The 26551-nt window shown below is 60.5% G+C and carries 21 protein-coding genes and 1 pseudogene; 12 read left to right on the forward strand and 10 right to left on the reverse strand.

What is annotated here, in order from left to right; all coding sequences use genetic code 11:
* Positions 1 to 46: 46 nt before the first annotated feature.
* From rarD to ACS5Q8_RS13990, 3 genes are all read right to left on the reverse strand, one after another.
* Positions 47 to 928, reverse strand: coding sequence for an EamA family transporter RarD (gene rarD / locus ACS5Q8_RS13980; RefSeq protein ID WP_276192912.1), 882 nt, complete (start codon positions 926 to 928; stop codon positions 47 to 49).
* A gap of 157 nt (positions 929 to 1085) precedes the next feature.
* Positions 1086 to 2096, reverse strand: coding sequence for an aldo/keto reductase (locus ACS5Q8_RS13985; protein WP_276192913.1), 1011 nt, complete (start codon positions 2094 to 2096; stop codon positions 1086 to 1088).
* 82 nt (positions 2097 to 2178) lie between these two features.
* Entirely contained in the window at positions 2179 to 3081 is a 903-nt protein-coding gene (locus ACS5Q8_RS13990) for a LysR family transcriptional regulator (protein ID WP_276192914.1), read from the reverse strand.
* Between the two features lie 101 nt (positions 3082 to 3182).
* On the opposite strand from ACS5Q8_RS13990, the gene ACS5Q8_RS13995 reads away from it, so the two are divergent.
* Positions 3183 to 3887: an SDR family oxidoreductase gene (locus ACS5Q8_RS13995; protein ID WP_443699496.1), complete on the forward strand. Its 705-nt coding sequence runs from the start codon at positions 3183 to 3185 to the stop codon at positions 3885 to 3887.
* Positions 3888 to 3934: 47 nt separating this feature from the next.
* On the opposite strand, the gene ACS5Q8_RS14000 is transcribed toward ACS5Q8_RS13995, so the two are convergent.
* The gene (locus tag ACS5Q8_RS14000) at positions 3935 to 5245 is read right to left on the reverse strand and encodes an MFS transporter (RefSeq protein ID WP_426099753.1); all 1311 of its coding nucleotides are present in this window, start codon (positions 5243 to 5245) and stop codon (positions 3935 to 3937) included.
* Between the two features lie 161 nt (positions 5246 to 5406).
* Between ACS5Q8_RS14000 and ACS5Q8_RS14005 the strand changes: the two genes are divergently transcribed.
* From ACS5Q8_RS14005 to ACS5Q8_RS14015, 3 genes are all read left to right on the forward strand, one after another.
* A complete protein-coding gene (locus tag ACS5Q8_RS14005) occupies positions 5407 to 6513 on the forward strand; it encodes a sugar diacid recognition domain-containing protein (protein WP_276192917.1) in 1107 nt (368 codons plus the stop codon).
* Between the two features lie 91 nt (positions 6514 to 6604).
* Entirely contained in the window at positions 6605 to 7744 is a 1140-nt protein-coding gene (locus ACS5Q8_RS14010; protein ID WP_465160325.1) for a glycerate kinase, read from the forward strand.
* Positions 7745 to 7819: 75 nt separating this feature from the next.
* Positions 7820 to 8332: a GNAT family N-acetyltransferase gene (locus tag ACS5Q8_RS14015; protein WP_276192920.1), complete on the forward strand. Its 513-nt coding sequence runs from the start codon at positions 7820 to 7822 to the stop codon at positions 8330 to 8332.
* Here ACS5Q8_RS14015 and ACS5Q8_RS14020 read toward each other — a convergent pair.
* The 3 genes and pseudogenes from ACS5Q8_RS14020 to ccoN all read right to left on the reverse strand — a co-directional run bounded on the left by ACS5Q8_RS14020 (position 8329) and on the right by ccoN (position 10731).
* Positions 8329 to 9004: pseudogene (locus tag ACS5Q8_RS14020) on the reverse strand (aspartate/glutamate racemase family protein). The gene ACS5Q8_RS14015 and the pseudogene ACS5Q8_RS14020 sit on opposite strands and share 4 nt — an antisense overlap.
* Before the next feature lie 90 nt (positions 9005 to 9094).
* Positions 9095 to 9304, reverse strand: a complete 210-nt coding sequence (locus tag ACS5Q8_RS14025; protein ID WP_247403285.1) for a cbb3-type cytochrome c oxidase subunit 3 — start codon at positions 9302 to 9304, stop codon at positions 9095 to 9097.
* Complete coding sequence (ccoN, locus tag ACS5Q8_RS14030; RefSeq protein WP_276192923.1) at positions 9304 to 10731, reverse strand: cytochrome-c oxidase, cbb3-type subunit I; 1428 nt, start codon at positions 10729 to 10731, stop codon at positions 9304 to 9306. Before ccoN ends, ACS5Q8_RS14025 begins: the two co-directional genes overlap by 1 nt.
* Before the next feature lie 240 nt (positions 10732 to 10971).
* On the opposite strand from ccoN, the gene ACS5Q8_RS14035 reads away from it, so the two are divergent.
* The 4 genes from ACS5Q8_RS14035 (at position 10972) to ACS5Q8_RS14050 (ending at position 14411) form a co-directional block, all read left to right on the forward strand.
* On the forward strand, positions 10972 to 12636 hold the full coding sequence (locus ACS5Q8_RS14035) for a nitrite/sulfite reductase (protein ID WP_465160326.1): 1665 nt from the start codon (positions 10972 to 10974) through the stop codon (positions 12634 to 12636).
* Positions 12633 to 13097, forward strand: coding sequence for a DUF934 domain-containing protein (locus ACS5Q8_RS14040; protein WP_465160327.1), 465 nt, complete (start codon positions 12633 to 12635; stop codon positions 13095 to 13097). The genes ACS5Q8_RS14035 and ACS5Q8_RS14040 overlap by 4 nt, the downstream gene beginning before the upstream one ends.
* 68 nt (positions 13098 to 13165) lie before the next feature.
* The gene (locus ACS5Q8_RS14045) at positions 13166 to 13660 is read left to right on the forward strand and encodes a hypothetical protein (RefSeq protein ID WP_465160328.1); all 495 of its coding nucleotides are present in this window, start codon (positions 13166 to 13168) and stop codon (positions 13658 to 13660) included.
* Positions 13661 to 13739: 79 nt separating this feature from the next.
* Positions 13740 to 14411, forward strand: coding sequence for a DUF3313 domain-containing protein (locus tag ACS5Q8_RS14050; protein ID WP_465160329.1), 672 nt, complete (start codon positions 13740 to 13742; stop codon positions 14409 to 14411).
* An 18-nt stretch (positions 14412 to 14429) separates the two neighbouring features.
* Here ACS5Q8_RS14050 and ACS5Q8_RS14055 read toward each other — a convergent pair whose 3' ends face one another.
* The 3 genes from ACS5Q8_RS14055 to ACS5Q8_RS14065 all read right to left on the reverse strand — a co-directional run bounded on the left by ACS5Q8_RS14055 (position 14430) and on the right by ACS5Q8_RS14065 (position 20134).
* On the reverse strand, positions 14430 to 15830 hold the full coding sequence (locus ACS5Q8_RS14055) for a DUF1254 domain-containing protein (protein WP_443694198.1): 1401 nt from the start codon (positions 15828 to 15830) through the stop codon (positions 14430 to 14432).
* A gap of 165 nt (positions 15831 to 15995) precedes the next feature.
* Positions 15996 to 16361, reverse strand: a complete 366-nt coding sequence (locus ACS5Q8_RS14060) for a response regulator (RefSeq protein WP_443694199.1) — start codon at positions 16359 to 16361, stop codon at positions 15996 to 15998.
* A gap of 149 nt (positions 16362 to 16510) precedes the next feature.
* Positions 16511 to 20134: a hypothetical protein gene (locus tag ACS5Q8_RS14065; protein ID WP_465160330.1), complete on the reverse strand. Its 3624-nt coding sequence runs from the start codon at positions 20132 to 20134 to the stop codon at positions 16511 to 16513.
* Between the two features lie 274 nt (positions 20135 to 20408).
* Between ACS5Q8_RS14065 and ACS5Q8_RS14070 the strand changes: the two genes are divergently transcribed.
* The 4 genes from ACS5Q8_RS14070 to ACS5Q8_RS14085 are packed head-to-tail and all read left to right on the forward strand — an operon-like array spanning position 20409 to position 26520.
* Positions 20409 to 23906: a response regulator gene (locus ACS5Q8_RS14070; protein WP_465160331.1), complete on the forward strand. Its 3498-nt coding sequence runs from the start codon at positions 20409 to 20411 to the stop codon at positions 23904 to 23906.
* Positions 23907 to 24737 carry a CheR family methyltransferase gene (locus tag ACS5Q8_RS14075; protein ID WP_426099763.1) on the forward strand — a complete coding sequence of 277 codons (831 nt, stop codon included), beginning with the start codon at positions 23907 to 23909 and terminating at the stop codon, positions 24735 to 24737. It abuts the gene before it with no gap.
* Positions 24734 to 25333, forward strand: coding sequence for a chemotaxis protein CheB (locus tag ACS5Q8_RS14080; protein WP_247398400.1), 600 nt, complete (start codon positions 24734 to 24736; stop codon positions 25331 to 25333). The genes ACS5Q8_RS14075 and ACS5Q8_RS14080 overlap by 4 nt, the downstream gene beginning before the upstream one ends.
* Positions 25327 to 26520 carry a hybrid sensor histidine kinase/response regulator gene (locus ACS5Q8_RS14085; protein WP_276192933.1) on the forward strand — a complete coding sequence of 398 codons (1194 nt, stop codon included), beginning with the start codon at positions 25327 to 25329 and terminating at the stop codon, positions 26518 to 26520. The genes ACS5Q8_RS14080 and ACS5Q8_RS14085 overlap by 7 nt, the downstream gene beginning before the upstream one ends.
* The last annotated feature ends 31 nt before the right edge of the window (positions 26521 to 26551 follow it).

Consider the following 26551-nt stretch of genomic DNA (forward strand, 5'->3'; position numbering starts at 1 on the left):
CCTCGGAGGGAATGGATGCCCCCACCACCGACATCCGCTCGTTCACTCATGGCCTGCGCTGACGCACCAGGTGCTTGAAGCCCTCGTACACCAGTACCATCACCGCCAGCCAGATCGGGATATACGTCAACCATTCGCCCGCCTTGATACCTTCCCCCAACAACAACGCCACCCCCAGCAACAAGACCGGCTCCACATAACTGAGTAGCCCGAACAGGCTGAATGCCAATAAACGGCTGGCAATGATATAGCTCACCAGCGCCGAGGCACTGATGACGCCCAGCATCGGAATCAATGCGTACAACTTCGGGTGGGCCTCCATCACCACAAAGCCCTGTTCACCGCTCTGCACAAACCACCACGCCACCGGCAGCATCAGCGCCATGTCCAGCCACAGCCCGCCCAAATGGTCGGTGGTCAGGTATTTACGCACCACGAAATACACCGGGTAGCCGATGATCACCACCAGCGTGGCCCAGGAAAAACCACCGGCCTGATACAGCTCGTTAAGTACCCCAAGGGCAGCAAACAAGACAGCGATCTGTTGCAGCCGCGACAGGCGTTCGCCATACACCAGGCGTCCGGTCAGCACCATGGTCAGCGGCAGCAGGAAATAGCCCAGCGACACATCCAGGCTGCGCCCATTCAGCGGCGCCCACATGAACAACCACAATTGCGCGCCGAGCAGCGCCGAGGACACCACGATGCCGCCAATCAGTCGCGGCCTGGCCGCCAGCATCCGCAGCACGTCCCATGCCCGTCGCCATTCGCCGCTGACGAGCATGAACACCGTCATGCACGGCATGGTGAGTAACATGCGCCAGCCGAAAATCTCCAGGCCACTCAAGGGGGTCAGCAGCGACGTGAAGTAATACATCACGGCAAACAGCACCGAGGCCAAGACCGATAACACAACACCTTTAGACACGCTGTCCTCGCGAAAACCGTTGGATACAAAAGAGGGGGATTTCAGCAGGGGAATATAGTGCTTTTAGCGTGAGAGCGGCGCTCTGTTTTGGGGCGTTTCATGCAGGTATTTTTCACTGCCCCCGGCGGGAGGGCAGTGAGCCGCGATCTTCCGGGGGTTACGTAAGCGACATGCGGCCGGAGACAAAATGGCCGACATCATTGAAGCCGGGAGTGGACGAGTGCCCTGGCGTCACCAGCGAGTCAATAAATGCCTCATCCTCAGCCGTGAGCTTCACATCCAGCGCGCCGGTGTAGGCATCCCACTGCGCCTCGGTACGTGGCCCGACAATCGCAGAGCTGACGGCCGCGTTGTTCAGTACCCAGGCGATTGCGAACTCGACAATCCCCACGCCACGCCCTTGGGCATATTGCTGGATCTGCTGGGCAATGCGCAGCGACTCCACCCGCCATTCGGTTTCCAGAATGCGCTTGTCCTGGCGTGCGGCACGGCTGCCGGCCTCGGGTGTCACATCGGGTGCGTATTTACCGCTGAGCACGCCACGGGCCAGCGGGCTGTAGGGCACCACGCCCAAGCCATAGGCGGCTGCGGCAGTGATTTGCTCGACCTCGGCCTGGCGATTGACGATGTTGTACAGCGGCTGGCTGATCACCGGTTTGTCCACGCCCAGGCGCTCGGCCACGCGAATCACTTCGGCAATGCGCCAGCCACGGTAGTTGGACAGGCCCCAGTAACGGATCTTGCCCTGGCGAATCAGGTCGCCGATCGCCGACACGGTGACCTCCAGCGGGGTGTTGTGGTCTTCGCGGTGCAGGTAGTAGATGTCCAGGTAATCCGTGTCGAGACGGGTAAGGCTGGCTTCCAGCGCGTTGAAAATACGCTTGCGGCTCAAACCGCTGCGGTTGGGCAAACCGTCCGGCGGGCCAAAGCCGACCTTGGACGCCACCACCCAGTCCTGGCGCTGACGGGCGATGGCTTCACCAACCAGCTCTTCCGAACGTCCGCCGGTATAAACGTCGGCGGTGTCGATGAAGTTGATGCCCTGGTCCCAGGCCTTGTCGATGATGCGCAGCGAGTCTTCGGCGTTGGTCTGTTCGCCAAACATCATGGTGCCCAAGGTCAAGGCACTGACCTTCAAACCGGACTGGCCCAATGTGCGGTAAATCATGGAAAGCTCCTCAAGGCAGGAAAACGTGTGCCATGCAATACCAGACTCGCAGGCTCTGGAACAAGCCCCCGGGCGTGTTTCTTCATGTGCTCAGCAGCCTCTGGCAACGTGCCTGGAGGAAGCGATGCAGCACTTTCACCCGTTCCGACACTTGCAGGCGATGCGGGCACATCAGGTTGAAGGGCGTGGGTTCGCCCTGCCAGTCGGTCAACAGCGGCACCAGGCGTCCGGCCTGGATGTCGCTGGCGATATCCAGGTTGGCTTTATAGGCAATGCCATGCCCGGCCAATGCCCAGCGCCGCACGATTTCCCCGTCGTCGCTCAAATAGTCGCCCGTCACGTCGACCTCCTGCAGCTCGGCGCCTTGGCGGAAGTACCAGGTGTTGTTGGCCCGTCCCTGGCGCATGTAGCGCAGCGTGTTGTGTTGCGTCAGCTGTGCCGGCGTGCTCGGTGCGCCATGGCGCGCCAGATAGGCGGGGCTGGCGCAGGCGATGCGCCGGTGGCCTGGCACCACCGGCAACGCCACCAGGCTGGAGTCGCGGGGTACGCCGAAGCGCAGGGCGATGTCGACGGTTTCGCGGAACAGGTCGGCGTTACTGTCGTTAAGCAACAACTGAACGCGGATGTTCGGGTGTTCCAGCTTGAATTCATCCAGCCAGCCCAACAGCACGTTGCGCCCGAAATCCGAAGGCGCAGCCAATTGCAGCCAACCACTCAGGCTTTGGCCGTGTTGCTTGATCGCCTGCTCACCCTCAGACAAGGCTTCCAGCGCCACGCGCACACTGTCCAGGTAGCGCCGGCCTTCCTCGGTCAGGCGCATGTTGCGGGTGGAGCGCGCCAGCAGCCGTATGCCCAGGCGGGTTTCCAGGCGTTTGAGCGCAATACTCGCGGCGGCTGGCGTGAGGCTGAGGCTGCGCGCGGCCGCCGACAGGCTGCCGGTGTCGGCGGTGCGCACGAAGATTTCCAGGTCGAGAATCGAGCTCATTTGTAAAAATCCTTTAAATATCTTGTCGTTTTACCGGGATTTTTCGCCGATTGCCAAGCTGGGAAGATGAACCTTCACTTTCTGACGCAGGATATTTCTTCATGACCCATTCTCTCAGCGGCAAAACTGTCGTCGTTATCGGCGGCAGCAGTGGCATTGGCGCAGCGGTGGCCAAGGCGGCAGCCGCGCATGGCGCACAGGTGGTGCTGGCCGGACGGCGGGTGTCCTCCGGCGTTGAGAACGGCGTGCGCAGCGAACCGGTGGATGTCACCGACAGCGCCTCCCTGCAACGCCTGTTCGACGCCGTGGGGCGCTTTGATCATCTGGTCTATACCGCCGGCCCGTCAGTGCGCGCCAAAAACCTGATCGACACCGACCTGGACGAAGCCCAAGACAATTTCAACGTCAAACTCTGGGGTTCATTGCGCGCGATCCAACGGGCGCTGCCGTTCCTCGACGAGCACGGCAGCATCAGCCTGACTTCCGGCCAACTCGGCCGCAAATTTGCGCCCGGCCAGTTCATCAAGACCGGCATCAATGCCGCGACTGAAGCCCTGGGCAAGCAATTGGCCAAGGAGTTGGCACCGCGTCGGGTCAATGTGATCTGCCCTGGCGTGATCGACACGCCGGCGTATGCCGGGTTGGACGAAGCGCAGCGCCTGGCGATGTTTGCCAGCGTGGGGGGCACATTGCCGGTAGGGCGCGTCGGGCAGGCCGACGAAGTGGCGGCGGGGTATGTGCTGGCCATGGAAAATGGCTTTATGACCGGCGCCGTGATTGATATCAACGGCGGCGGCTTGTTGTAAACACCGCATGACAGGTGGGAGCAGGCTTGCCCCCCTGTACGCCCGTGTCAGACCTTGAGGGTGCGGGTCATACGCAATGCCAACACACTGCCGGCGACGATCACCGCCGCCAGCAGGTACAGCGCACTATCCGTGGACCCGGTGGCATCTTTCACAAAACCGACGATATACGGGCTGAGGAAGCCAGCCATCTGGCCCATCGAGTTGATCAACGCCAGGCCGCCTGCCGCCGCGCCCGCACTGAGCATGGCGGTGGGCACCGGCCAGAACATCGGCAGGCCGGTGAGGGCGCCCATGGTGGCGATGGTCAGGCCGAGAATCGCGATGGCCGGGGTGGTGGCGAAATTCACCGCGATCACCAGGCCCAGAGCGCCCATCAACATCGGCACCACCAAATGCCAGCGCCGCTCCTTGCGCAAGTCAGCCGAGCGGCCCACCAGCAACATGAACACGGCGGCCAGCAGGTAGGGAATCGCGCTGAGCCAGCCGATCATCAGGTTGTCGCTGAAACCCAGGTTCTTGATGATCGACGGCAGCCAGAAGTTGATCGCGTAGACGCCGCTCTGGATGCAGAAGTAGATCAGGCCGAACGCCCAGATCGCCGGGTTCTTGAACACTTCGGCGAGGGAGTCGGTGGTGGTTTTCGGCTTGTTTGCCAAGTCAGTGGCGTGGTCGGCTTCCAGCACCGCACGCTCATGCGGTTTGAGCCACTTGGCGTTGGCAAAGCTGTCGCTGAGCAGGAAGTAGGCGAGGGCGCCCAGAATAACGGTCGGAATGCCTTGCAACAGGAACATCCACTGCCAGCCAGCGAGGCCGCCTTGGCCGGTGCCGAAGTGGTTGAGAATCCAGCCGGAAAACGGGCTGCCCAGCAGGCCGGACACCGGAATCGCCGACATGAACAACGCCATGATCCGCCCGCGGCGGAACGTCGGGAACCACTGCGAGAGATACAGCACCACACCGGGGAAGAAACCGGCTTCGGCGGCACCGGTAAATAGGCGCAATGTATAGAAATGCGTCGGCGTGGTGACGAACAGCAGGCAGGTGGACAGCGCGCCCCAGACGATCATCATCAAGGCAATCCAGCGCCGCGGACCGAACTTGGTCAACGCGAGGTTGCTCGGCACGCCACACAGCACGTAGCCAATAAAGAAGATCCCGGCACCCAGGCCGTATACGGTTTCGCTGAACTTCAGCGCATCGAGCATCTGCAACTTGGCGAAGCCAACGTTTACCCGGTCAAGGTAGTTGAACAGGTAGCAGATGAAAATGAAGGGGATCAGGCGCAAGGTAATGCGCTTGTAGATGGCGTTTTTATCGTCATCGGTGGCCAGTGGGGCAGCGGCGCTCTGTGACATGGGAGTCTCTCTTTATTATGATTTTTCGCGATGCGCGGGTAACGTTGATCGCCCAATGAGTCTCGGCCACCTGGCGGGGTGCTGTCTTTGTGCTCGCGCACAGTGAAGCATCCTTTGCGCTGTGCCGATGAACAACCTTCGCTTTCAAGGAAATTAGCCCCATGTTCGAGCTGGATCATGACCTGGCGCAGGATATCGTCGATCGCACCATGGCGATCCTGCCGCATAACGTCAACGTCATGGACAGCCAGGGCCTGATCCTCGGCAGCGGCGAGCCTGAGCGCATCAACACGCGGCATGAAGGCGCGCAACTGGTGTTGGCCAATGGTCGGGTGGTGGAGATCGACGGGCAGACCGCCAAACACCTCAAGGGCGTGCAACCCGGCATCAACCTGCCGTTGATGCACGACCAGCGCCTGATCGGCGTGCTCGGCATTACCGGCGAACCGGAGGGGCTGCGCACTTACGCCGAACTGGTGCGCATGACGGCAGAAATGCTGGTCAGTCACCGTCATCAGCAAGCCGAGCAACAATGGCGACGCCAGCGCTGCGACGATTTGCTGGCATTGCTGCTGGCCGAAACCGGCGACTCGCCGCGTCTGGTGGATGAGGCGCAGCAACTGGGGCTCAAGCCGCAGATGGCGCGCACGCCGTATCTATTCGAGTTGGGTGCGGGGCAGACGGCGGAGGCGTTGAGTGCCTGGTTGACGTCGCGCTATCCAGACAGTTGGTGCGTCAGCTCCGCGCAGTATTCCTTGCTGTGGTGCCGACCCGCGGCGGTACAGGTGGACAATCCACGCCTGCTGGAAAAGCTCCAGGGCCTGGGCTGGAATATCCTGCGGGTGGCGGTCGGTGGGCAAGCCGATGGTTTGGCGGGGTTGCGTCGTTGTTATCGGCGTGTGGGCGATTTGCTGGCCTACGGTCGTGACGTACTTCCGCACTCGCGGCTGCTGACCCTCAACCGCTATCGCCTGCCGGTGATGCTCTGGCGGCATCGCAACGACGATGCCCTGGACGAATTGCTCAACCCGCTGCGAAAAGTGCTGGCCAAGGACAACAACGGCCAACTGCAGGCCACCTTGCGCAGTTGGTGCGAACACGACGGGCAAAGCCAGGCGTGTGCCGATGCGCTGGGCATTCACCGCAACAGCCTGCGCTACCGCATGGAGCGCATTGCCGAACTCAGCGGGGTCGACCCGTTGACCCTGGACGGCATGCTCGCGCTGTACCTCGGTGTCCAGTTGCTGCCCCAGACTTTGTCGGAATGACCAACAAGCCAGGTTCGTACTTGTGCATCGGACCAGCGTCATTGCCGCTGGCAACTGGCAGCATGGGCGTCATAAAAACCGGAGAAAGCCCATGAAAATCATCATCGCCCCCGATTCGTTCAAGGACAGCCTGAGTGCCGAAGGCGTCGCCAAGGCCATTGCCGAAGGCTTGGCACAGGTCTGGCCGGAGGCGCAATTGGTCCAATGCCCGATGGCGGACGGCGGTGAAGGCACGGTGGAGTCGGTACTCGCCGCCTGCCAGGGCGAGCTGCGGCGCCAGTCGGTGAAAGGCCCCTTGGGCGCCACAGTGGATGCGCATTGGGGCTGGCTGGCCGATAGCCACACCGCACTCATCGAAATGGCCGAGGCCAGCGGTCTGCAATTGGTGCCGCCGGGGCAGCGCGACGCGTGCTCCACGACTACGTTTGGCACCGGCGAACTGATCCGCGCGGCCCTGGACGCCGGCGCCCGGCGCATCATCCTGGCGATTGGCGGCAGTGCCACCAACGATGGCGGCGCAGGTGCGATGCAGGCGCTCGGCGTGCAGTTGTTCGATGCCGAGGATAACGCCCTGGCACCGGGTGGCCTGGCCTTGGCGCGCCTGGCGCGGATCAGCCTGGAACACCTCGACCCGCGCCTGGCCCAGGTGCGCTTTGAAATCGCCGCCGACGTGAATAACCCGCTGTGCGGCCCCCATGGCGCCTCCGCGATTTTCGGCCCGCAAAAAGGCGCCAGTGCGCAGCAGGTAGAACAACTCGACGCGGCCCTCGGCCACTTTGCCGACCACTGCGCCAAGGTCCTGCCCACTGACGTGCGCGACGAGCCAGGCAGTGGCGCTGCCGGAGGTCTGGGGTTCGCCGCCAAGGCCTTCCTCGGTGCGCAGTTCCGTGCGGGGGTGGAGGTCGTCGCCGAACTGGTCGGCCTCGACGAAGCGGTACGCGGCGCCGACCTGGTGATCACCGGCGAAGGCCGTTTCGACGCTCAGACGCTGCGCGGTAAAACGCCTTTCGGCGTGGCGCGCATCGCCCAGCGACACCATGTCCCGGTGATCGTCATCGCCGGCACGCTGGGTGAAGGCTACGAGCAGATGTACACCCACGGCGTGGATGCGGCCTTCGCCTTGCCGTCCGGGCCGATGAGCCTGGAGCAGGCCTGCAGCGAGGCGCCGCGCTTGTTGCGCGAGAGAGCGGTGGATATTGCGCGGCTGTGGCGCCGCGCAGCGGAGTGCTGATAACAGCGTCCTAGCCATGTCCCGACCGTGCCCCCTACACTGGCCTGCCACGTGTCTTTCAAAGGATGAAACACAATGCACGCACCTGAACCCCATATCGTGATCCAGCGCTTTACCGAGGCCCATCTTGAAGGCGTCGCTGCGCTCTACAACGAGCCGGCCGTGTGCCGTCAGGTGCTACAGATGCCTTTCCAGTCCGTCGAGGCGTGGCGCAACAAGCTGGTGACAGATAATGAGCGGCGCCTGCAACTGGTGGCGCTGCATGGCGGGGAAGTGGTCGGCCAACTCGGTCTGGAACAGTACCTACGCGTGCGCCAGAGCCATGTCGGCTCGTTCGGCATGGGCGTGACGCCAGCCTGGCAAGGCAAAGGTGTGGGCTCTCGCCTGTTGACGGCCGCGCTGGACGTGGCCGACAACTGGATGAACCTGCACCGCGTGGAACTCACGGTGTATGCCGACAACGAAGCGGCCCACAACCTGTACCGCAAATTCGGCTTCGAAGTGGAAGGGCGGCTGCGCGATTACGCCCTGCGCGACGGTGTGTTCGTCGACACCCTGAGCATGGCGCGCCTGCGCCGCTCGGCTTAGTCCTGTAGTGCGAACGCCACCGCAGCCTGCGCATGCAGCGCGGTGGTGTCCAGCAGCGGCAGGTCGCTGTGCTCGGGTTTGATCGCAGCCCAGGATGACTGCCTGGGCGCCGCGTGCGGCCAGGGACGCAATCACGCGCTGATAGACCTGGCGTGACGCCTCGCTGATCACGCCGACGCACAATTCCTCATAGATGATCCGGTGCACGGCCTGACGCTCCTCCGCGTTCGGCACCAGCACGTTCAGGCCCTGGGCGGCGAGGCGTGACGTGAGGAAGTCCTGTTCCATGGTGAACGCCGTACCGAGTAAACCGACGGTCAGCGTGCCGGCGGCTACGGCCGCCGAACCTGCGGCATCGGCAATATGCAGAAAGGGAATCGACACGGCCGCTTCGATCCGCGGCGCCACCAAATGCATGGTGTTGGTACACAACACCACACACTCGGCACCCCCGGCTTGCAGGCGGCGTGCGGCATCTTCCAGGATCAGCGCGGCGTCGTCCCAGCGTCCGGCATGCTGGGCCTGCTCCACCGGACCGAAGTCCACGCTGTACATCAGCAATTGCGCCGAACGCAGCGGGCCGAGTTGGTCGCGCACGCGCTGGTTGATGATGCGGTAGTACTCGGCGCTGGACTCCCAGCTCATGCCGCCGATCAGGCCGATGGTGCGCATGCGATGCTCCTGACAAGAAATATCGCATCACCTTACCCATCGGCCACCGATTAGTCATACGCAGTTGCGCGCCAAATCACCGGAGCAGTTTCACATATCCCGATTGCCCCAGCCCGGCCTGGCTTGCTCCGGTGCCACCGCGTGGATCTGTTTGCCGGTGGCCAACTCCACCCGGCGCGCCACCTCCGGGTCGTCGGCGAACGGAATCAGGCTGGCCTCATCCAGCGTCTCCTCGGATTGACCGCGCAAACAGTACTCCACCGCGCCATACAGGCACGCGACCATCAGCAGGCCCCACATCAGGCGATCCGCGCGTCAAGTTGCGCGACCTGCAAGTCGGCGACCCGCACGGTGCGCCAGGTGTTGTAGGCCATCAGCAGCATGCCGCTGAGGAACAACACGCCACCGGCAAAGCGCACCACAAACCCCGGGTGGCTGGCCTGCAAGGCCTCGACAAACGAGTAGGTGAGGGTGCCGTCAGCGTTGATCGCACGCCACATCAGGCCCTGGGTAATGCCGTTGACCCACATCGAGGCGATGTACAGCACGGTGCCGATGGTCGCCAGCCAGAAGTGCAGGTTGATCAGCGTCACGCTGTGCATCTGTTCGCGGCCGAATACCTTGGGAATCATGTGGTACAGCGAGCCGAAGGTGATCATCGCCACCCAGCCCAACGCGCCGGCATGGACGTGGCCGATGGTCCAGTCGGTGTAGTGGGAGAGGGCGTTGACGGTCTTGATTGCCATCATCGGCCCCTCGAAGGTCGACATGCCGTAGAACGCCAGCGACAACACCAAAAAGCGCAGGATCGGGTCGCTGCGCAACTTATGCCAGGCGCCCGACAAGGTCATCATGCCGTTGATCATGCCGCCCCAGCTCGGTGCCAGCAGGATCAGCGACATCGCCATGCCCAGCGACTGCGCCCAGTCCGGTAGGGCCGTGTAATGCAAGTGGTGCGGGCCGGCCCAGATGTACAGGGTGATCAGCGCCCAGAAATGCACGATGGACAGGCGATAGGAATACACCGGCCGCCCGACTTGTTTCGGCACGAAGTAGTACATCATCCCAAGGAAACCGGTGGTGAGGAAAAAACCTACGGCGTTATGCCCGTACCACCATTGCACCATCGCATCGGTGGCACCGGAATACACGGGGTAGGACTTGAACCAGTCCACCGGAATCGCCAGGTGGTTGACCACGTGCAGCATGGCGATCACCAGGATAAACGCGCCGAAAAACCAGTTGCCCACGTAGATGTGCCGGGTCTGGCGCCGCACCACCGTGGTGAAAAACACAATGGCGTAGGCCACCCACACGACCGTCATCCACACCGCGCCTGAGAATTCGATCTCGGCGTATTCCTTGGTGGTGGTGTAGCCCAGCGGCAGGCTGATCAACATGATCACGATGACCGATTGCCAACCCCAGAACGTAAACGCGGCGAGGCTGTCGGAAAACAGCCGCACCTGGCAAGTACGTTGTACTGCGTAATAACTGGCGGCGAATTGCGCGCTGCCGGCGAACCCGAAGATCACCAGGCTGGTGTGCAACGGTCGCAGCCGGCCAAAGGTCGTCCAGGGCAAATCAAGGTTCATTTCCGGCCAGACCAGTTGCGAAGCGATCCACACGCCCATGGCCATGCCCACAACGCCCCATACGATGGTGGCGATCACGAATTGGCGGACGACTTTATAGTTATAAGCCTGTCCGATTGTTGCTGTGCTCATGCTCAGTCCTCCCACGGTTCCAAGTGGCGGGCACTGTAGGAAGTGTGGGTAAAACAAAACAGTCTCAGAAAAAGCTCATTACTACGGATCAGATTATTCGACGTGAAAGCACGACTTACAGTCCATCTGATCTGCTTTTTATGCCAGCACCTGAATCTTTTACGCCCTGCGCCGCAGGTGCATAGTCGCCCCCCTAGAAGTCGCGCCCTGGGACGCGGCCAACCCTGATGAGGCGGTGATATGTACCAGTACGACGCATACGACCGGGCGCTGGTGTTCGAGCGCGTGGCGCAATTTCGTGATCAGGTCGAGCGCTATATCGCTGGCGACTTGAGCGAAGAAGAGTTTCTGCCCTTGCGCCTGCAGAACGGCCTGTACCTGCAAAAGCATGCCTACATGCTGCGGGTGGCGATTCCCTATGGCACTTTGAGCGCCGAACAGATGCGCACCCTGGCCAGCATCGCCCGCGACTACGACCGTGGCTACGGCCACTTCACCACCCGCCAGAACCTGCAGTTCAACTGGATCGAGCTGCACCAGGTGCCCGACATCCTTGAACGCCTGGCCCAGGTCGACATGCATGCGATCCAGACCTCCGGCAACTGCGTGCGCAATATCACCACCGAAGCCTTTGCCGGGGTGGCCGCCGATGAACTGCTGGACCCACGGCCCTTGGCGGAGATCCTGCGCCAATGGTCTACCATCAACCCGGAATTCCTGTTCCTGCCGCGCAAGTTCAAGATCGCCATCTGCTCGGCCCGCGAAGACCGCGCGGCGATCATGATGCACGACATCGGCCTGTACCTTTACCGCGACGACCAAGGCGACATGCTGTTGCGCGTGATGGTGGGCGGTGGCCTGGGACGCACACCGATCCTGGGCTTGCAGATCCGCGAGGGCTTGCCGTGGCGGCACCTGCTGTCCTACGTCGAGGCGGTGCTGCGCGTATACAACCGGCATGGCCGGCGGGACAACAAGTACAAGGCGCGCATCAAAATCCTGGTCAAGGCGCTGGGGATCGAGGCGTTCTCCCGCGAGGTTGAGGAAGAGTGGCAGTACCTGCGCGATGGCCCGGCGCAGTTGACCGATGCCGAGTACGACCGTGTGGCATCGGCCTTTGTGCCGCCGGCTTACGCGTCGCTCAGCGATACCAGCCTGGCCTACGGCACCGAACTGGCCGACAACCCGGGCTTTGCGCGCTGGGTCAGCCGCAACGTCATGCCGCATAAAGTTGCGGGCTACACCAGCGTGGTGCTGTCCACCAAACCTGGCATCAGCGCGCCGCCCGGCGATGTCACTGCCCAGCAAATGGAGGCCGTGGCCCAGTGGGCGGAGCGGTTCGGCTTTGGTGAAATCCGCATCGCCCATGAACAGAACATCGTGTTGCCGGATGTGCCCAAAGATCAGTTGCATGCCTTGTGGCGCCTGGCCTGTGAACACGGCCTGGGCGCGGCGAATATCGGCCTACTGACTGACATCATTGCCTGCCCCGGCGGCGACTTCTGCGCCCTGGCCAATGCCAAGTCGATCCCCATCGCCCAGGCGATCCAACAGCGCTTCGATAACCTCGACTACCTGCACGACCTGGGTGATATCAGCCTGAATATTTCCGGCTGCATCAATGCCTGCGGCCATCACCACATCGGCAATATCGGCATCCTGGGCGTCGATAAGAATGGCAGTGAGTGGTATCAGATCACCCTCGGCGGGGCCCAGGGCAAACACAGCTCACTGGGCAAAGTGATCGGCCCCTCGTTCAGCGCCGCAGAGATTCCCGATGTGATCGAGCGCGTGATCAGCACCTTTGTACGCTACCGCGAAAGTGAAGAACGCTTTGTCGATACCGTGCAGCGCATTGGACTGGAGCCGTTCAAGGAGCGGGTGTACGCGGAGCAGTCGGCATGAACAATCTGTTGAGACTTGAGCAGGGTGAAGCGCGTCTGGTTGCGGATGATCCGTGGGTGTTGGTGCGCGATGAAGTACCGGCGGGCGGTGCGCTGATCCTGCCGCTGGCGTTCTATGCGCCGGGACATGGCGTGTGGCTGGGCCCGGATGATGAGGTCGAGCAGGTGCTGCCCTGGCTCGCCACACTGCCGCTGATTGCCCTGGATTTTCCCAGCTTTCGCGACGGGCGCGCCTACAGCCAGGCCTATCTGTTGCGCACGCGTATGGGCTGGCGAGGCGAGTTGCGGGCGATCGGCGATGTGTTGCGCGATCAGCTCAGCCACATGCGCCAGTGCGGGTTCGATGCATTTGCGGTGCGCGCGGACAAATCGGCTGAAGACGCCCTGAAGGGGCTGGCGGGGATGAGCGTGCAGTATGGGCGCAGCGTGATCGAGCCACGCCCGCTGTTCCGTCGGCGTTAATCATACGGTGAGTCGCCGCATCTGCCATGATCGTGGTTCGCACGATGGCTCACCCAAGGAAAACCGCAATGGATGATGTACAGCAACTGGGCGAGATGCTTCGTCATTACGCCGACAGCGAAGCCCATAAAAAACAGCAGTTCGAGGTGCAATCGGCGCGCTGGGCGCTAAAGCTCGGCGAGTTGTTCCAGCAGATCGAGCAATGGCTGGAGCCGGTCAAAACCGCTGGTTTGCTTGAAGTCCACCGCGAAGAGTATGTCGCCAGCGGCCCGAGCGTTCCGGTGGAGACGTCGCCCTTCAAGAGCGAAAAGCTCACTGTGCAGATCACTGGCAAAAACGTCGAGTTCGTGCCGGACGTGATGGGCGTCGCCGGCTTGATTTCGGTGGCGGTCATGGGCCTGACCGCAGCCCGGCACGGCAGCGTCTCGCTGGTGCTGCCGGCGGATAAAAACGACTGGTTGTGGAAAAAAACCAACGGCCTGAAAGACCCGGACACCTTCGCCTTCAACGCCAATTTCCTCGCCGCGCAGTTGCAGAGCCTGATCCCTCGCGAGCGCGGCTGAGTTTTTCAACGCTGTTTTTTACAGGATTGGCTATACCTACAGCTCAACGTTCTGATGATGACTGCCAAGGAGTTCGAGGATGAAACTAAGGCTAATGATCAGCACGCTCTGCATCGCCACGATCGGGATGGTGGGCTGTGCCAGCCAAGTCACGCAACCGGATGAGTATTCAGGATTCCTCTCCGATTACAGCCGTCTCAAGCCGGCCACGTCGCCTTCGGGCGTCAAGGTGATGCGCTGGGTCGCCCCGACACTGGATCTGGGCCGCTACAACGCGGTGTATATCGAACCGACCCAGTTTTACCCCAGGCCCCAAGCCACTGCGAAAATTCCTGAGAGCACGTTGCGCGGCATCAACGACTACTTCAACGAGGCCCTCAAGCGCGAAATCGGCAAGTCATTGCCCCTTGCACAAGGGCCAGGTAGCGGAGTGTTAGTGGTGCGTGCAGCGATCACGGCGGTCAGCAGTAAAACCCAGGGCCTGAAACCTTATGAGTTCGTGCCGGTCGCCTTGGTGGCTGCGGCGATGAGTGCCGGCACCGGCATCCGCGACCAGGACACTGTGCTGGGCACCGAGGCGCAGTTTCTCGACGGTGCCAACGGCAAGGTGATCGCTGAGGTGGTACGCAAGGGCACCGGCAAGCCGCTGGAAAACGACTCGCAGGTGATGACGCCCAATGACGTAAAAAGCGTGATCGACGGTTGGGCGTCGGACTTGCACCAGTCCTATGTGAAACTGCAAAAGCAGTAAATCACGCAGTGCCTGGGACTATTTCAGTGGAGTCAGCGGCGGCAGCTTCCACTGACCGTTATTCGCCTCCGGCTTTGGCAGGTACATCCGCAACACAGCGTAGAACGGGCCGGGCGGTGCGGGTAACCAGTTGCTCTGCTCGGCTTTTGGCGGTTCGTGGTGCTGCAGCGCCAGAGTCAGGCCGCCATCGGCGTCCAGCTTGAGATTGGGCAACATCCGCGAGTTGATCACGTAACGTTTCTTGTGATTGGGCACCAGCAATTTGGTCTTGGTGTCGTACAGGGTCAGTGACCAGAACGCATCGGCCGGCGGCAGTTGGTCCTTGGCAAAGTGCACGGTGTAGCTGTGGCGAGCGCCGTTGGCGGGTTTGCCGTCACTGTCGACAACGTAATTGAAGTAGGTGGCTTCATCGGCGGAGTTGCCGAAAAGCCCCACGTCGGCACCGGCATAGCGGTATAGGTAGTTGTTGTTCAGGTGATCGCGGTTACCGAACAAGTCGCCTACGGCAACCTGCTGGGTGTCGAGTTTGTCTTTTTTGAACGCTGCAAACTCGGCCTTGGCGTCGGCGATCCCGTCTTCCAGCGCTTTACGCTGTTCGGCGCTCAACTGGTTGACCTTGAACGGCGCGCCCGGTGCGATGCCGATGGTGGCAAAGCGTGCGAGCAGGTCTTTCTCGCTGTCCTGGGGCGCAGCGAAGGCGAGCATGAAGTTCAAGTAGCGAAACAGTTGCGGGCCTTCGCTCATGCCGGCCAGCGGCTTGGGCCAATCGATCTTCGGCGCCTTGGCCGGGGCGGCCTGTTTCACGTAGCTGCTGAGCGACTGCACTTTGTAGCCATTCTGGATCTGCTTGACCTTGTTCAGGTCCTTTTCATCAAACAACTGCGTGCGGTACAGGGCGTAGGCAATATTGCTTTCGCTGTACACCACGCGATCCACATCGACCGGCTGCTGACCTTTCCAGTCGGGCCCGGCGATCATGTAGTGGCCGCCATTGTTGCCGGTGCTGCGCGTGCCGAGGTACGCGAAGTTCTGCGTATAGAGGTCGATCAGTTGTACCGAGTAATAGCGGTTGTCTTCAATCTTGGGCAACGTCAGCACCAGTGGCTCGCTGCGCAGGTCCATCCAGACGAAGGAGTAGGGCGTGTCGGGGTTCGGCGTGGCGAGCGCGGTGTCCTTGGGTGTGAAGACCTGGGCGGTATTGCCGATATGATTGAACGGTGCCTTGAAGTTGACGCCGCCCTTGTCGACCGCCTGGGTGTAGAGCGTCTTGTACATTTCCACGACCGGGTAGCCATACAAATAGGCTTCCTTAGCAATCGCCCGAGCCTCAGAGGGGGTGGCCGTAAAGTCGGCCCAGGCACCAGTGCTCATGAGTATCGAGAGGCTCGCCAACAGCAGGCGCGTCGGTTTTCCAATCATGTTGTTGCGTCCTTCCAGAGGTCTTGTGAGGAGTGCTATTGAGTGGCGTGGCAAAGCGTCGAGTTTCCAACTTTATTGGTCGAAGGTCACGTTAATCCCGGCATGACGCTCTGCTTGACGCAAAAATGCCGCCCAACTGGGCGGCATTGGAGAGGAGCACCAATGTCAGGCGGCGCCAAGCATGGCTTTGACCTTATCGCGCAGTTGATCGATGGAGAACGGCTTGGCGATCGATTGCATGCCGGGCACAACCTCGATGCTCTCGGCATAACCGCTGGCAAACAGGACCGGCAGTTGCGGGCGCCGTTCGCGCACCAGGAGGGCCAAGTCCCGACCATTCATGTCCGGCAGGCCGACATCAGTCATCATCAGGTCAATGACATTGTCCGTCTCTTTTACGAATTTGAGCGCCGATTGGGCGTCTTTAGCTTCAAGTACACGAAACCCCAGCTCTTGGAGTACGTCGACGATCAGCATGCGCACAATCGTGTCGTCTTCGACTACGAGAATGGTTGAGGTGAGGGACGACATAGTGAACATTCCTGAAAAAGTGAAGGTGCTGGGCGTGACAGGTTTAAACGCAACCCAGTAGTGAGTGGCGGCAATACCAGCAAGTTCCGAAAAGCTGCTGGCATTGTGACCTTGGCGAAGCAGAATGTCCCGTCAGGTTTTGCGAATACTCACAACGGGACAGTTGCCATACGGCTGACCTGTGCGGAATCGCCGTAAGCAGCCATATCACCGACATCAAAATAACTCACCTGATACTCAGGTGCGCCAGGATTTGTGCCATATGCCCGGTGCTGAAACGGGCTGGTGCCTCGGTTCAAGGTCCGTTCCAGGCCATTTTTCATCGCCTCGGCCGAGTCAAACTTGGCCAGCCCGAAATTCGGATCGAAGTAAAACCAGACAGGCTTGTCGTTCCTGACGGTGACGCCGGCAAGCAGTGCGTGATCCGTCGTGGCGATCCTGAGGCTCCTTGGCGGCGCCGCATTTGTCAGTTCTTCAGCGATCTGCTGATAGGGGATTTGCCTGGGCTGCTTGCCCATATGGAAGGTGTCGATATGTTTGACCTGATCATGAAAAGCCTTAAGGTTGTGGACGAACTGTGCGGCCGAGGGGTCCTGCGAATTGGCGGCGGCTTTGAACATGTTTCCCAGGTAGGTGGTTTCTGCGCCGGAGTGCATTGCCAGCGCCAGGGTATTGGCCATACCCGCACACTCGCCTGGCGACGCAAGGTTGACCTGGCTGAGGTAAAACTCCTGGGGCATTGGGGTCAAGGTTCCGCCTGCGGCGTGGATGTCCCGCTGGAACAGCGTAAAGCCTTCCTGGATAAGTTTTACTTTCTTGCGCTCAATCTGCCTGCTCAGGGTGCCAACGTCTCCGGCGGTCATCCACCCATGGGAGACCATGGCCTGCAGCTCTATAACATTCAAATCTGACGAATAACCAGGCACCTTGTGGGGGTCCCCATTCGTATAGCCCAAGTTGAAGTCATAAATATTATCGGGGCGTTGGGCGCGCCTCAAAGCCTCTTCAAACTCCTTGGGCACATATTGACCGAGTACGCTCGGTGGGCCCTCCGGCGGTAACGCACCGCCAGCCAGCTTCTTGTAGAGCCAGTCGGTAAAACCCTGGTTGAGCTGCCCCTTCGCCGACACGGTGGCGGGCGTGAAGCCCTGGAGCGGGCCGCCGTATGCGCGCATTTTTTCGCTGTCGAAGGCGTGCCATTGGCCATTTTTCAGGACGGCGGCCCCGTCGATACTGTGCTCGCCGATTTTCAAGGTGCCCGTTGCGGCGACCACATTGTCTTTGCTGGCGGCTTTTAACAGGTCATAGCTGCCCGAAGCGCCGCGCAAGGCATTCACGCTCTGGAGGCCTTTGGCGCCGAGGAACTTGAGCCCGCCACCGGCCAGGCGGGCCCCGCCAACCGCCAAGTCGCCCGCGCCGCCCAGCGGGTTGAGCGCGCTGACAGTGGCCATGCCGATGACTTTTGCCGACCGTGCCACCCTGGTTGCCGTCGAAGCGGCGGTGCCCGCGATCTTGACCACCTTTCCAGCCGCACCTGCACCTGCGGTCACAAAACCGAATGCGTCCAGGCTGAGATCGATCAAGCCGTCAACAACATGGCCGTTGCGGAAATGGCTGATAGCCGAGCGCAAAGGGATCAGGTTTAACAGGAAGTTCTCAACCGTCTCGGCCCTGTCCCGGTTTTTGTCGTCCGTGGTGAGGCCGCGCGCCTGTTGCTTGATAGCGGGATCATCGAGATTGAGGTGCTCAACAAAGGCGTCGGCGATCAGGTGAACACGCGGCGAGGCAAAGGTATCAGTGGGTGATCGACCAGACGCGGCCTGTTCAGTGCTGAGCAGGGATTGACCAGCGCTGGGCGAGAACTCTTTTGTTTCGTAGACGATATTCGCAGTCCTTGAAGAGTCAGGCGTTGCTTGCCACTGCGGAATACTGCGGATAGCGCCGGCGTTGAAGTTGATCTCATACGCGCGGGTCACCCCGTCGCGCTCAATCCTTACCAACAATTGTTCGCCTTTTGGTAGCTCCGTTTTGTCGTTGAAAAAGCCCAATCCCAGTTTATGGGAATGTTTTTGAAAAAAACTAACCTTGCCCTCTTCAAAGTTCTTTCGGTCGTCGGCAGGTAATTGGCCGATCAAGTGCTTTACATAGGTGTTGATCGCGCTCTTTTTTTCCTCAATGACGCTGTTGAATTGCGACTCGAACGCCTCCGCCACACCAAAGCTGGGTTTGGCGTTCAATGCCGCCAGAGGCACGCGGCTGTCGCGAGTGCTGTAAACCGCGTCGGGTCCCACGTCCATCATGGCGATATCCAATAGCGAATGGGGGCCCACTATCAGGTTGCTGCGGCGGATATCGCCACCGGGGACGCGGCTCACATGAATCAGTTTTTCTTCAAACAGCGCTTCCTGATCGGGAAAGCGCTTTCGCAACTCGGCCAATGCCAACTCTTTGCGCGACGGGATGTCTTTGTCGAATGCCTCTGACGCTGACGACATCAACGATCGGCGCTCATTGAAACGGGTCACCAGGTCGTTCAAGTCGTCGGAGGTGTATAGGCGGTCGGCTTTTTTTTCCAGCATGCCATTGGTCACGCCCCAGTCGGTCAAGGCGTTACGCTGCGCGGCGTCCGTCACGTTCTCGTCTGCGCCGCTTGCGTGTTCGGCCTCCAGCATGACCTCGGCGAAGGTCATATTGGCGACCCGGCCAGGTGTGCTGGTGTCGATTGTCGTCGCGGCCACCGCGAGATTGACCCAGGCCGGACTGCCATAGGTCACGCTGCTTGGAATGTCCTTGATCAGGAGTACTGGCGCACGACCCGCCAGTAGCAGGTGGGCGGCTGCGCCTGCCAGTTCAGGACTGGTTTTACCGTCTGCCACCAAGTGTTGACGCAGCGCAGCGACTATCTCGGCGGCCGACTTGCCCTTGAGTTTTTCGTCGGCCAGGTCAAAACCGGCAACGCTGTTGCGTTGGGGGGCGGCGATGGACTCAGGGTCCAGTTGCAGTATCACGGCAGCGAGGAGGTAGTCGAGCGTGCTGCTATCGGTAGCAATACCCTGCATCTGTTCCTGAAGCGCGCTGCCCAACGATTGTGCCTCTGGCGAACCGATGAGGGCGTTCAACGTAGCGACTGGGGTCGTCAGCGCTTCTGGCGGGAGAGGGGTTTGATGCCGCAAGAACTCCAATATCCCGCCTGTGGTTTGCTTGAGCGGTTGTTTTTGCCCAAGGGGGTCAGTGTAATTCTGGGTGCTGGCGCGCAAGCGTTGTTGCACGTCGGCGCTCAGGGGGACCTGCCAACTGAGGGCGCCGCCCAGGTTACCCAAGGGGTGTGCCAGGGATTGGTGGGTCACGGCGTCCGAGAGACCGGTCAGGGATAAATGGCTATAGGGTAAAAGCAATCCCCCCTGACGATTGATGAAGGTCTCCAATGTGGTGCTGCTGCCGACTTCGGCGTAATAAACCGAGTCGGGGTGAACGTCCATAGGTGTTGTCTTGAGGGCCGCCAGCACCGCCGAAGGGGAGGCATCAGGCCCTAGCCGCCGGGCGATTTCGTTAAGTTTGTCTCCGAGTGTTTTGAAGTTGTGATGATGCCCCAGCTTCGCCTTGAGGCTGGAGCTTTGCTCGACGGTGACGCTGGCGGGCGGCAGTGTTGGCACCGGTGAGTCGTGGCCGGATGTGAGCGTCATGGCAGGCCGGGTATCGAGAGGTTCTGGCGTTTGCGCGAAAAGGGATGTCAATGAAGCGCTGGGTCGGGTTTGCAAAGAAGAAATAGTCATGCGAGCACCGTTTTTTGAAAAGAAGGTGAACGTCTTTTTCGCGGAGCTTCCCTTTTCCCAAGACGCTTTCTTCTGTGTGAAACCTGACCACCCAGGTTCCGGATCAGGGCGCGCAGAGTGTGAGCAACTGAAACGACGACGGAAGTTGCACGGTGCTCAGGGCACTTTTGCTGCATTTTTTTTCGGATTGCACCCGTTCATGGCAGAAAAATAGCGTTCAACGGCAACTTTGGGGCAAACTCCGGGTTTTTCCGTATTTGGCCAAGGTATGCCCATGACCCCCTCGTCGTCCGTCGATGAAAAGAGTTTTCGTGCACTGTTGAGCCGCAACGTGGCACTGCCCCTCGGTGTGGGCGTTCTCAGCGCGGTGTTTTTCGTGTGCCTGATCACTTATTTGTTGTCGGTGATCCAATGGGTAGAGCACACCGACCGGGTCATCAATAACCTCAATGAAACGTCCAAGCTGACGGTTGATCTGGAAACCGGCATGCGCGGCTTCCTGATCACGGGCGACGAGCATTTTCTCGACCCATATGAAGTGGCCAAGCCGCGGATCATTGCCGATTTGCGCAATTTGCAGGAGCTGGTAGCGGACAACCCCCAGCAGGTGGACCGCCTCAAGCGCCTGGAAGCCCTGCAAATCGAGTGGAACAAATACGCCCAGTCGATGATTGATATGCAGCGCGAGAGCGGTGATTACCGCAGCGCGGTGAAGGCTGGCCGGGGCAAACGCCTGACGGATGAGATTCGTAACGAATACGACGAAGCGGTGGCGATGGAGCAACAGTTCCGGATCGCGCGCAACGCAGAAGTCACTCGTACTACCGTCATCAGCGTCACCCTGTACTTGGTGTTCGTGCTGGGGTTGAGTGGCTTCCTGGCCTACATTGGCCGTAAAAATTTACTTTCTCTATCAAATAGTTATAGTGAAAACCTCGCGTCACAAGAGAAGATTGCGCGACGCTTGGAACAGCAAGCCTGGCTGCGCAATGGCCAGACTGAATTGGCCGAGCAGGTGCTCGGTCAACTGACCCTGAACCTGTTGGGGCGCAATATCCTGCAGTTCTTTGCCCAGTACATGGGCTCGGCGGTCGCGGCGCTGTATGTGCGTGAAGAACACGGCGGCCTCAAACGCGTTGCCACCTATGGTTTCTCCCGCGAACAGGAGCAGCAGGAGCAGGCGATCTATAGCGACGAAGGCATCGTTGGGCAGGCCGCCCAGCTCGATCGCCTGATTCGCCTGGACGATGTGCCTGTCGACTACTTCAAGGTCAGTTCCGGCCTGGGTGAGGGGCCGACGCGAAGCGTACTGGTGATGCCCACCAGTGATGACGACCGGGTCAACGGCGTGGTCGAACTGGGCTTCCTGCGCCCGTTGGAAGACCGTGATGTCGAGTTGCTGGAACTCATCGCCGGCAATATCGGTACCTCCATCGAGGCCGCCCGCTATCGCCAGCGCCTGCAGGAAGTTCTGGCCGAGACCCAACAGCTCAATGAAGAGCTGCAAGTGCAGCAGGAAGAACTCAAAACCGCCAACGAAGAACTGGAAGAGCAATCGCGCATCCTCAAGGAGTCCCAGACCCACCTGGAAACGCAACAGGCGGAACTCGAGCAGACGAACGAGCAATTGGCCGAGCAGGCCCAGACCCTGGTCGAGCAGCGCGATGCCATGGACCGCAAGAACGTCGAGCTCAACCAGGCTCAGCTCGAACTGGAAGACCGCGCCGAAGAGTTGCAGCGCTCCAGCAAGTACAAATCCGAATTCCTCGCCAACATGTCCCACGAACTGCGCACGCCGCTGAACAGTTCGCTGATCCTGGCCAAGTTGCTGGCGGAGAACCCCCAGGAAAACCTCAGCGCCGAGCAAGTCAAGTTTGCCGAATCGATCTATTCCGCCGGCAATGACCTGCTCAACCTGATCAACGACATCCTGGATATCTCCAAGGTCGAAGCCGGCAAGCTGGAAATGCGCCCGGAAAACTCCAGCGTGGCGCGCCTGGTCGACGGCCTGCGCGGGATGTTCGAGCCGCTGGCGGCCGACCGCAAGCTGGGGTTCCAGGTGGCGGTGCAGGAAGGTACGCCGACCCTGCTCTTTACCGACCGCCAGCGCCTGGAGCAGATTCTCAAGAACCTGCTGTCCAACGCGGTCAAGTTCACTGAGCAGGGCCAGGTCAGCCTGTCGGTGTCCCGCGCACCGGGTGAGGGCATTGCCTTTACCGTGCGCGATTCCGGGATAGGTATCGCCCCGGATCAGCAGGAAAGCATCTTCGAAGCCTTCCGCCAGGCCGACGGCACCACCAATCGCCGTTACGGCGGCACCGGCCTTGGGTTGTCGATCTCCCGTGACCTGGCCGCGTTGCTCGGCGGCTATATCAGCGTCACCAGCGAACCCGGCCAGGGCAGCATTTTCACCCTGGTCGTCCCGGAGCAGTACGTCGAACGCGATGAAGACGCTGCACCGGCCGAACAACCGCGCCAGGTCGTTGCCGCCCCGGCGCCCAAGCCCATCGCTGTCTCGCCGCTGCCGGTGGCCGATGCCACACAGATCCCGCAGTTTGCCGACGACCGCGAAAAAGCGCCGTTCACCACGCGTTGCATCCTGGTGGTGGAAGACGAACCGAATTTTGCGCGCATCCTGTTCGACCTCGCCCATGAGCTGGGCTACCACTGCCTGGTGGCCCATGGCGCGGATGAGGGTTACAGCCTGGCCGAGGAATACATCCCCGACGCCATTTTGCTCGACATGCGTTTGCCGGATCATTCCGGGCTGACGGTGCTGCAACGCCTCAAGGAACACGCCAATACCCGCCACATCCCCGTGCATGTGATTTCTGTTGAAGACCGCGTCGAAGCTGCCATGCACATGGGCGCCATCGGTTACGCGGTGAAACCCACCACCCGCGAAGAGCTCAAGGACGTGTTTGGGCGCCTGGAAGCCAAGCTGACCCAGAAGGTCAAGCGCATCCTGCTGGTAGAAGACGACGACCTGCAGCGTGAGAGCATTGCCCGCCTGATCGGCGACGATGACATCGAGATCACCGCCGTCGGCTTTGCCCAGGAAGCCCTCGATCTGCTGCGCACCAACATCTACGACTGCATGATCATCGACCTCAAGTTACCGGACATGCTCGGCAACGAGCTGCTCAAACGCATGGCCACCGAGGATATCTGCTCGTTCCCGCCGGTGATCGTCTACACCGGGCGCAACCTGACCCGCGACGAAGAGGCCGAGCTGCGCAAGTATTCGCGCTCGATCATCATCAAGGGCGCCCGTTCGCCGGAGCGCCTGCTCGACGAAGTCACACTCTTTTTGCACAAAGTCGAATCGCAGTTGTCCCATGAGCGCCAGAAGATGCTCAAGACCGCGCGCAGCCGCGACAAGGTCTTCGAAGGGCGCAAGATCCTGTTGGTGGACGACGATGTGCGCAACATCTTCGCCCTGACCAGCGCCCTGGAGCACAAAGGCGCCGTGGTGGTGATCGGGCGTAACGGCCATGAAGCCATCGCCAGACTCAATGAAATCGACGATATCGACCTGGTGCTGATGGACGTGATGATGCCGGAAATGGACGGTTACGAGGCCACCGCCTTGATCCGCCAGGACCCACGCTGGAAGAAGCTGCCGATCATCGCAGTGACGGCCAAGGCGATGAAGGACGATCAGGAGCGTTGCCTCGCGGCCGGCTCCAACGATTACCTGGCCAAGCCAATTGATCTGGATCGCCTGTTCTCGCTGATTCGCGTATGGCTACCGAAGATGGAACGTATTTAAGTGGAGCGCAGTTTTTTGGAAAAAAGCAGTGATATTGAACTGCGCTTGCTGATTGAGGCGATCTACCTCAAGTACAGCTATGACTTTCGCGACTACTCCGGGGCGTCGGTCAAACGCCGTGTGGCCCATGCCCTGCGCCAGTTTGACTGCGCGACGATTTCGGCGCTGCAGGAGCGCGTGCTGCACGACCCGGCGGCGTTCATGCAGTTGCTGCAGTTTTTGACGATCCCGGTCAGCGAGATGTTTCGCGACCCGTCGCACTTCCTCGCGATCCGCCAGGAAGTGGTGCCGCTGCTCAAGACTTACCCGTCGATCAAGATCTGGATCGCTGGTTGCAGCACGGGGGAGGAGGTGTACTCCATGGCGATTCTGCTGCGCGAAGAAGGGCTACTGGAACGCACCATCATCTACGCCACGGACATCAATCCTGCGTCGCTGGATAAAGCCAAGCAGGGGATCTTCTCCCTGGAGAATGTGCGAGCCTATACCGCCAACTACCAGCAAGCCGGCGGGCAGCGTTCATTTGCCGACTACTACACGGCAGCTTACGATTACGCGATCTTCGACAAGACGTTGCGCGAAAATGTCACGTTCGCCGACCACAGCCTGGCAACTGACAGTGTATTCTCAGAAACTCAATTAATTTCGTGTCGCAATGTACTGATTTACTTCAATAAAAAGTTGCAAGATAGGGCCTTTGGATTGTTTCATGAGTCGTTGTGTCATCGTGGTTTTCTTGTGCTTGGCAGCAAGGAAACCGTGGATTTTTCCGCCTACAGCACGCAATTCGAGCCCTTGGTCAAACAGGAACGGATCTACCGAAAATCATGAACGACGCTGCCGCCAACCCGATTTGTGGGATTGAAGCCATCGTCGTCGGCGCGTCCGCCGGCGGCGTTGAGGCGTTGCTGAGTATTTTTGGCGATCTGCCGGAGACCTTCAGCCTACCGATCATTGCCGTGCTGCACCTGCCGGACCAGCGCCGTAGCCAGTTGGCAGAAGTGTTTGCGCGGCGTTTGCGGATTCCGGTACGCGAAGGGCAGGACAAGGAAGTGATCCAACCGGGCACCTTGTACTTCGCCAGCCCCGGTTATCACCTGTCGGTGGAGCATGACCGCAGCCTGTCTTTGAGCCAGGAAGACCGGGTACACCACTCCCGGCCCGCCATCGATTACCTGTTCGCTTCGGCCGCAGATGCCTATGGCCAGGGCTTGCTGGCGATTTTGCTGACCGGCGCCAACCAGGATGGCGCCCAAGGGCTGGCCCACGCCAAGCAATCCGGCGCCACCACCGTGGTCCAGGACCCCAAGGACGCCCGGATTGCCGTGATGCCCCTGGCGGCCCTGGCCTTACACTCTCCTGATCATATTCTGAGCTTGAGCCGGATTGGCTCATTGCTGGCTTCCCTGGAATCTTCCCCATGTTAAGTACTGTCCAGGCCAAACTGCTGATCGTCGATGATCTGCCGGAAAACCTGCTGGCCCTCGAAGCGCTGATCAAGCGCGAGGACCGTCAAGTCTTCAAGGCATTGAGCGCCGACGAGGCCTTGTCCCTGTTGCTGGAGCACGAGTTCGCCATGGCGATTCTCGATGTGCAGATGCCCGGCATGAACGGTTTCGAGCTGGCCGAGTTGATGCGCGGCACCGAAAAAACCAAGAACATTCCGATTGTGTTCGTCAGCGCCGCCGGCCGCGAACTCAACTATGCCTTCAAGGGCTACGAAAGCGGCGCCGTGGACTTCCTGCACAAGCCGCTGGATATCCATGCGGTGAAGAGCAAGGTCAATGTGTTCGTCGACCTGTACCGCCAAAGCAAGGCGATGAAGCTGCAGGTGGAAGCGCTGGAGCACAGCCGTCGCGAACAGGAGCTGCTGCTGGCACGCCTGCAGGCCACTCAGGCTGAGCTGGAGCAGGCGGTACGCATGCGCGATGACTTCATGTCGATCGTCGCCCACGAAGTGCGCACGCCGCTCAATGGGCTGATCCTCGAAACCCAGTTGCGCAAAATGCACCTGGCCCGGGACAACGCCGCAGCGTTTACCCTGGACAAGATGCACGCCATGGTCGACCGTGATGAGCGGCAGATCCATAGCCTTATCCGCCTGATCGAAGACATGCTCGACGTCTCGCGCATCCGCACCGGCAAACTGTCGATTCGTCCGGCACGCTTTGACCTCACGCAATTGGTGCGCAACCTGCTGGAAAACTTCGCGCCGCAAGTGGCCGCCGCCGAGTCGTCCATACAGTTGGAGGCCCAAGGCCCGGTGGAAGGTAGCTGGGATGAGTTTCGCATCGAGCAGGTCGTGTCCAACCTGCTGACCAACGCCTTGCGCTATGGCGCCAAGAGCCCGGTGGAAGTGCGGGTGTATAGTGAACAGGGCATGGCACGGATCGAGGTTCGAGACCACGGCATCGGCATCAGCGCAGACAACCAGAAGCGGATTTTCCAGCAGTTCGAGCGGGTGTCCGCCAGCCATGTTGCCGCAGGCCTGGGCCTGGGGCTGTTTATTTCCGAGCAGATCGTCGCGGCCCATAGCGGCACCATCGAGGTGGAGAGCCAGATAGGCGAGGGCGCGTTGTTCCGGGTGTGCCTGCCTCTGGAAGCGTCGCTGTGAAAACAATCGTCACTTCGACGCAACCTCTACA

The sequence above is a fragment of the Pseudomonas sp. PAMC25584 genome, from assembly GCF_058135675.1.

Coding starts and splice junctions, on each gene's coding strand:
- ACS5Q8_RS14050 (WP_465160329.1), top strand. CDS start 13,740: ATGAAACTAAGGCTAATGATCAGCACGCTCTGCATCGCCACGATCGGG.
- ACS5Q8_RS14005 (WP_276192917.1), top strand. CDS start 5,407: ATGTTCGAGCTGGATCATGACCTGGCGCAGGATATCGTCGATCGCACC.
- ACS5Q8_RS13990 (WP_276192914.1), bottom strand. CDS start 3,081: ATGAGCTCGATTCTCGACCTGGAAATCTTCGTGCGCACCGCCGACACC.
- ACS5Q8_RS14045 (WP_465160328.1), top strand. CDS start 13,166: ATGGATGATGTACAGCAACTGGGCGAGATGCTTCGTCATTACGCCGAC.
- ACS5Q8_RS14065 (WP_465160330.1), bottom strand. CDS start 20,134: ATGACTATTTCTTCTTTGCAAACCCGACCCAGCGCTTCATTGACATCC.
- ACS5Q8_RS14015 (WP_276192920.1), top strand. CDS start 7,820: ATGCACGCACCTGAACCCCATATCGTGATCCAGCGCTTTACCGAGGCC.
- ACS5Q8_RS14085 (WP_276192933.1), top strand. CDS start 25,327: ATGTTAAGTACTGTCCAGGCCAAACTGCTGATCGTCGATGATCTGCCG.
- ACS5Q8_RS14035 (WP_465160326.1), top strand. CDS start 10,972: ATGTACCAGTACGACGCATACGACCGGGCGCTGGTGTTCGAGCGCGTG.
- ACS5Q8_RS14040 (WP_465160327.1), top strand. CDS start 12,633: ATGAACAATCTGTTGAGACTTGAGCAGGGTGAAGCGCGTCTGGTTGCG.
- ccoN (WP_276192923.1), bottom strand. CDS start 10,731: ATGAGCACAGCAACAATCGGACAGGCTTATAACTATAAAGTCGTCCGC.
- ACS5Q8_RS14070 (WP_465160331.1), top strand. CDS start 20,409: ATGACCCCCTCGTCGTCCGTCGATGAAAAGAGTTTTCGTGCACTGTTG.
- ACS5Q8_RS14060 (WP_443694199.1), bottom strand. CDS start 16,361: ATGTCGTCCCTCACCTCAACCATTCTCGTAGTCGAAGACGACACGATT.
- ACS5Q8_RS13985 (WP_276192913.1), bottom strand. CDS start 2,096: ATGATTTACCGCACATTGGGCCAGTCCGGTTTGAAGGTCAGTGCCTTG.
- ACS5Q8_RS14000 (WP_426099753.1), bottom strand. CDS start 5,245: ATGTCACAGAGCGCCGCTGCCCCACTGGCCACCGATGACGATAAAAAC.
- ACS5Q8_RS14080 (WP_247398400.1), top strand. CDS start 24,734: ATGAACGACGCTGCCGCCAACCCGATTTGTGGGATTGAAGCCATCGTC.
- ACS5Q8_RS14010 (WP_465160325.1), top strand. CDS start 6,605: ATGAAAATCATCATCGCCCCCGATTCGTTCAAGGACAGCCTGAGTGCC.
- ACS5Q8_RS14055 (WP_443694198.1), bottom strand. CDS start 15,830: ATGATTGGAAAACCGACGCGCCTGCTGTTGGCGAGCCTCTCGATACTC.
- ACS5Q8_RS14025 (WP_247403285.1), bottom strand. CDS start 9,304: ATGTGGGGCCTGCTGATGGTCGCGTGCCTGTATGGCGCGGTGGAGTAC.
- ACS5Q8_RS13995 (WP_443699496.1), top strand. CDS start 3,183: ATGACCCATTCTCTCAGCGGCAAAACTGTCGTCGTTATCGGCGGCAGC.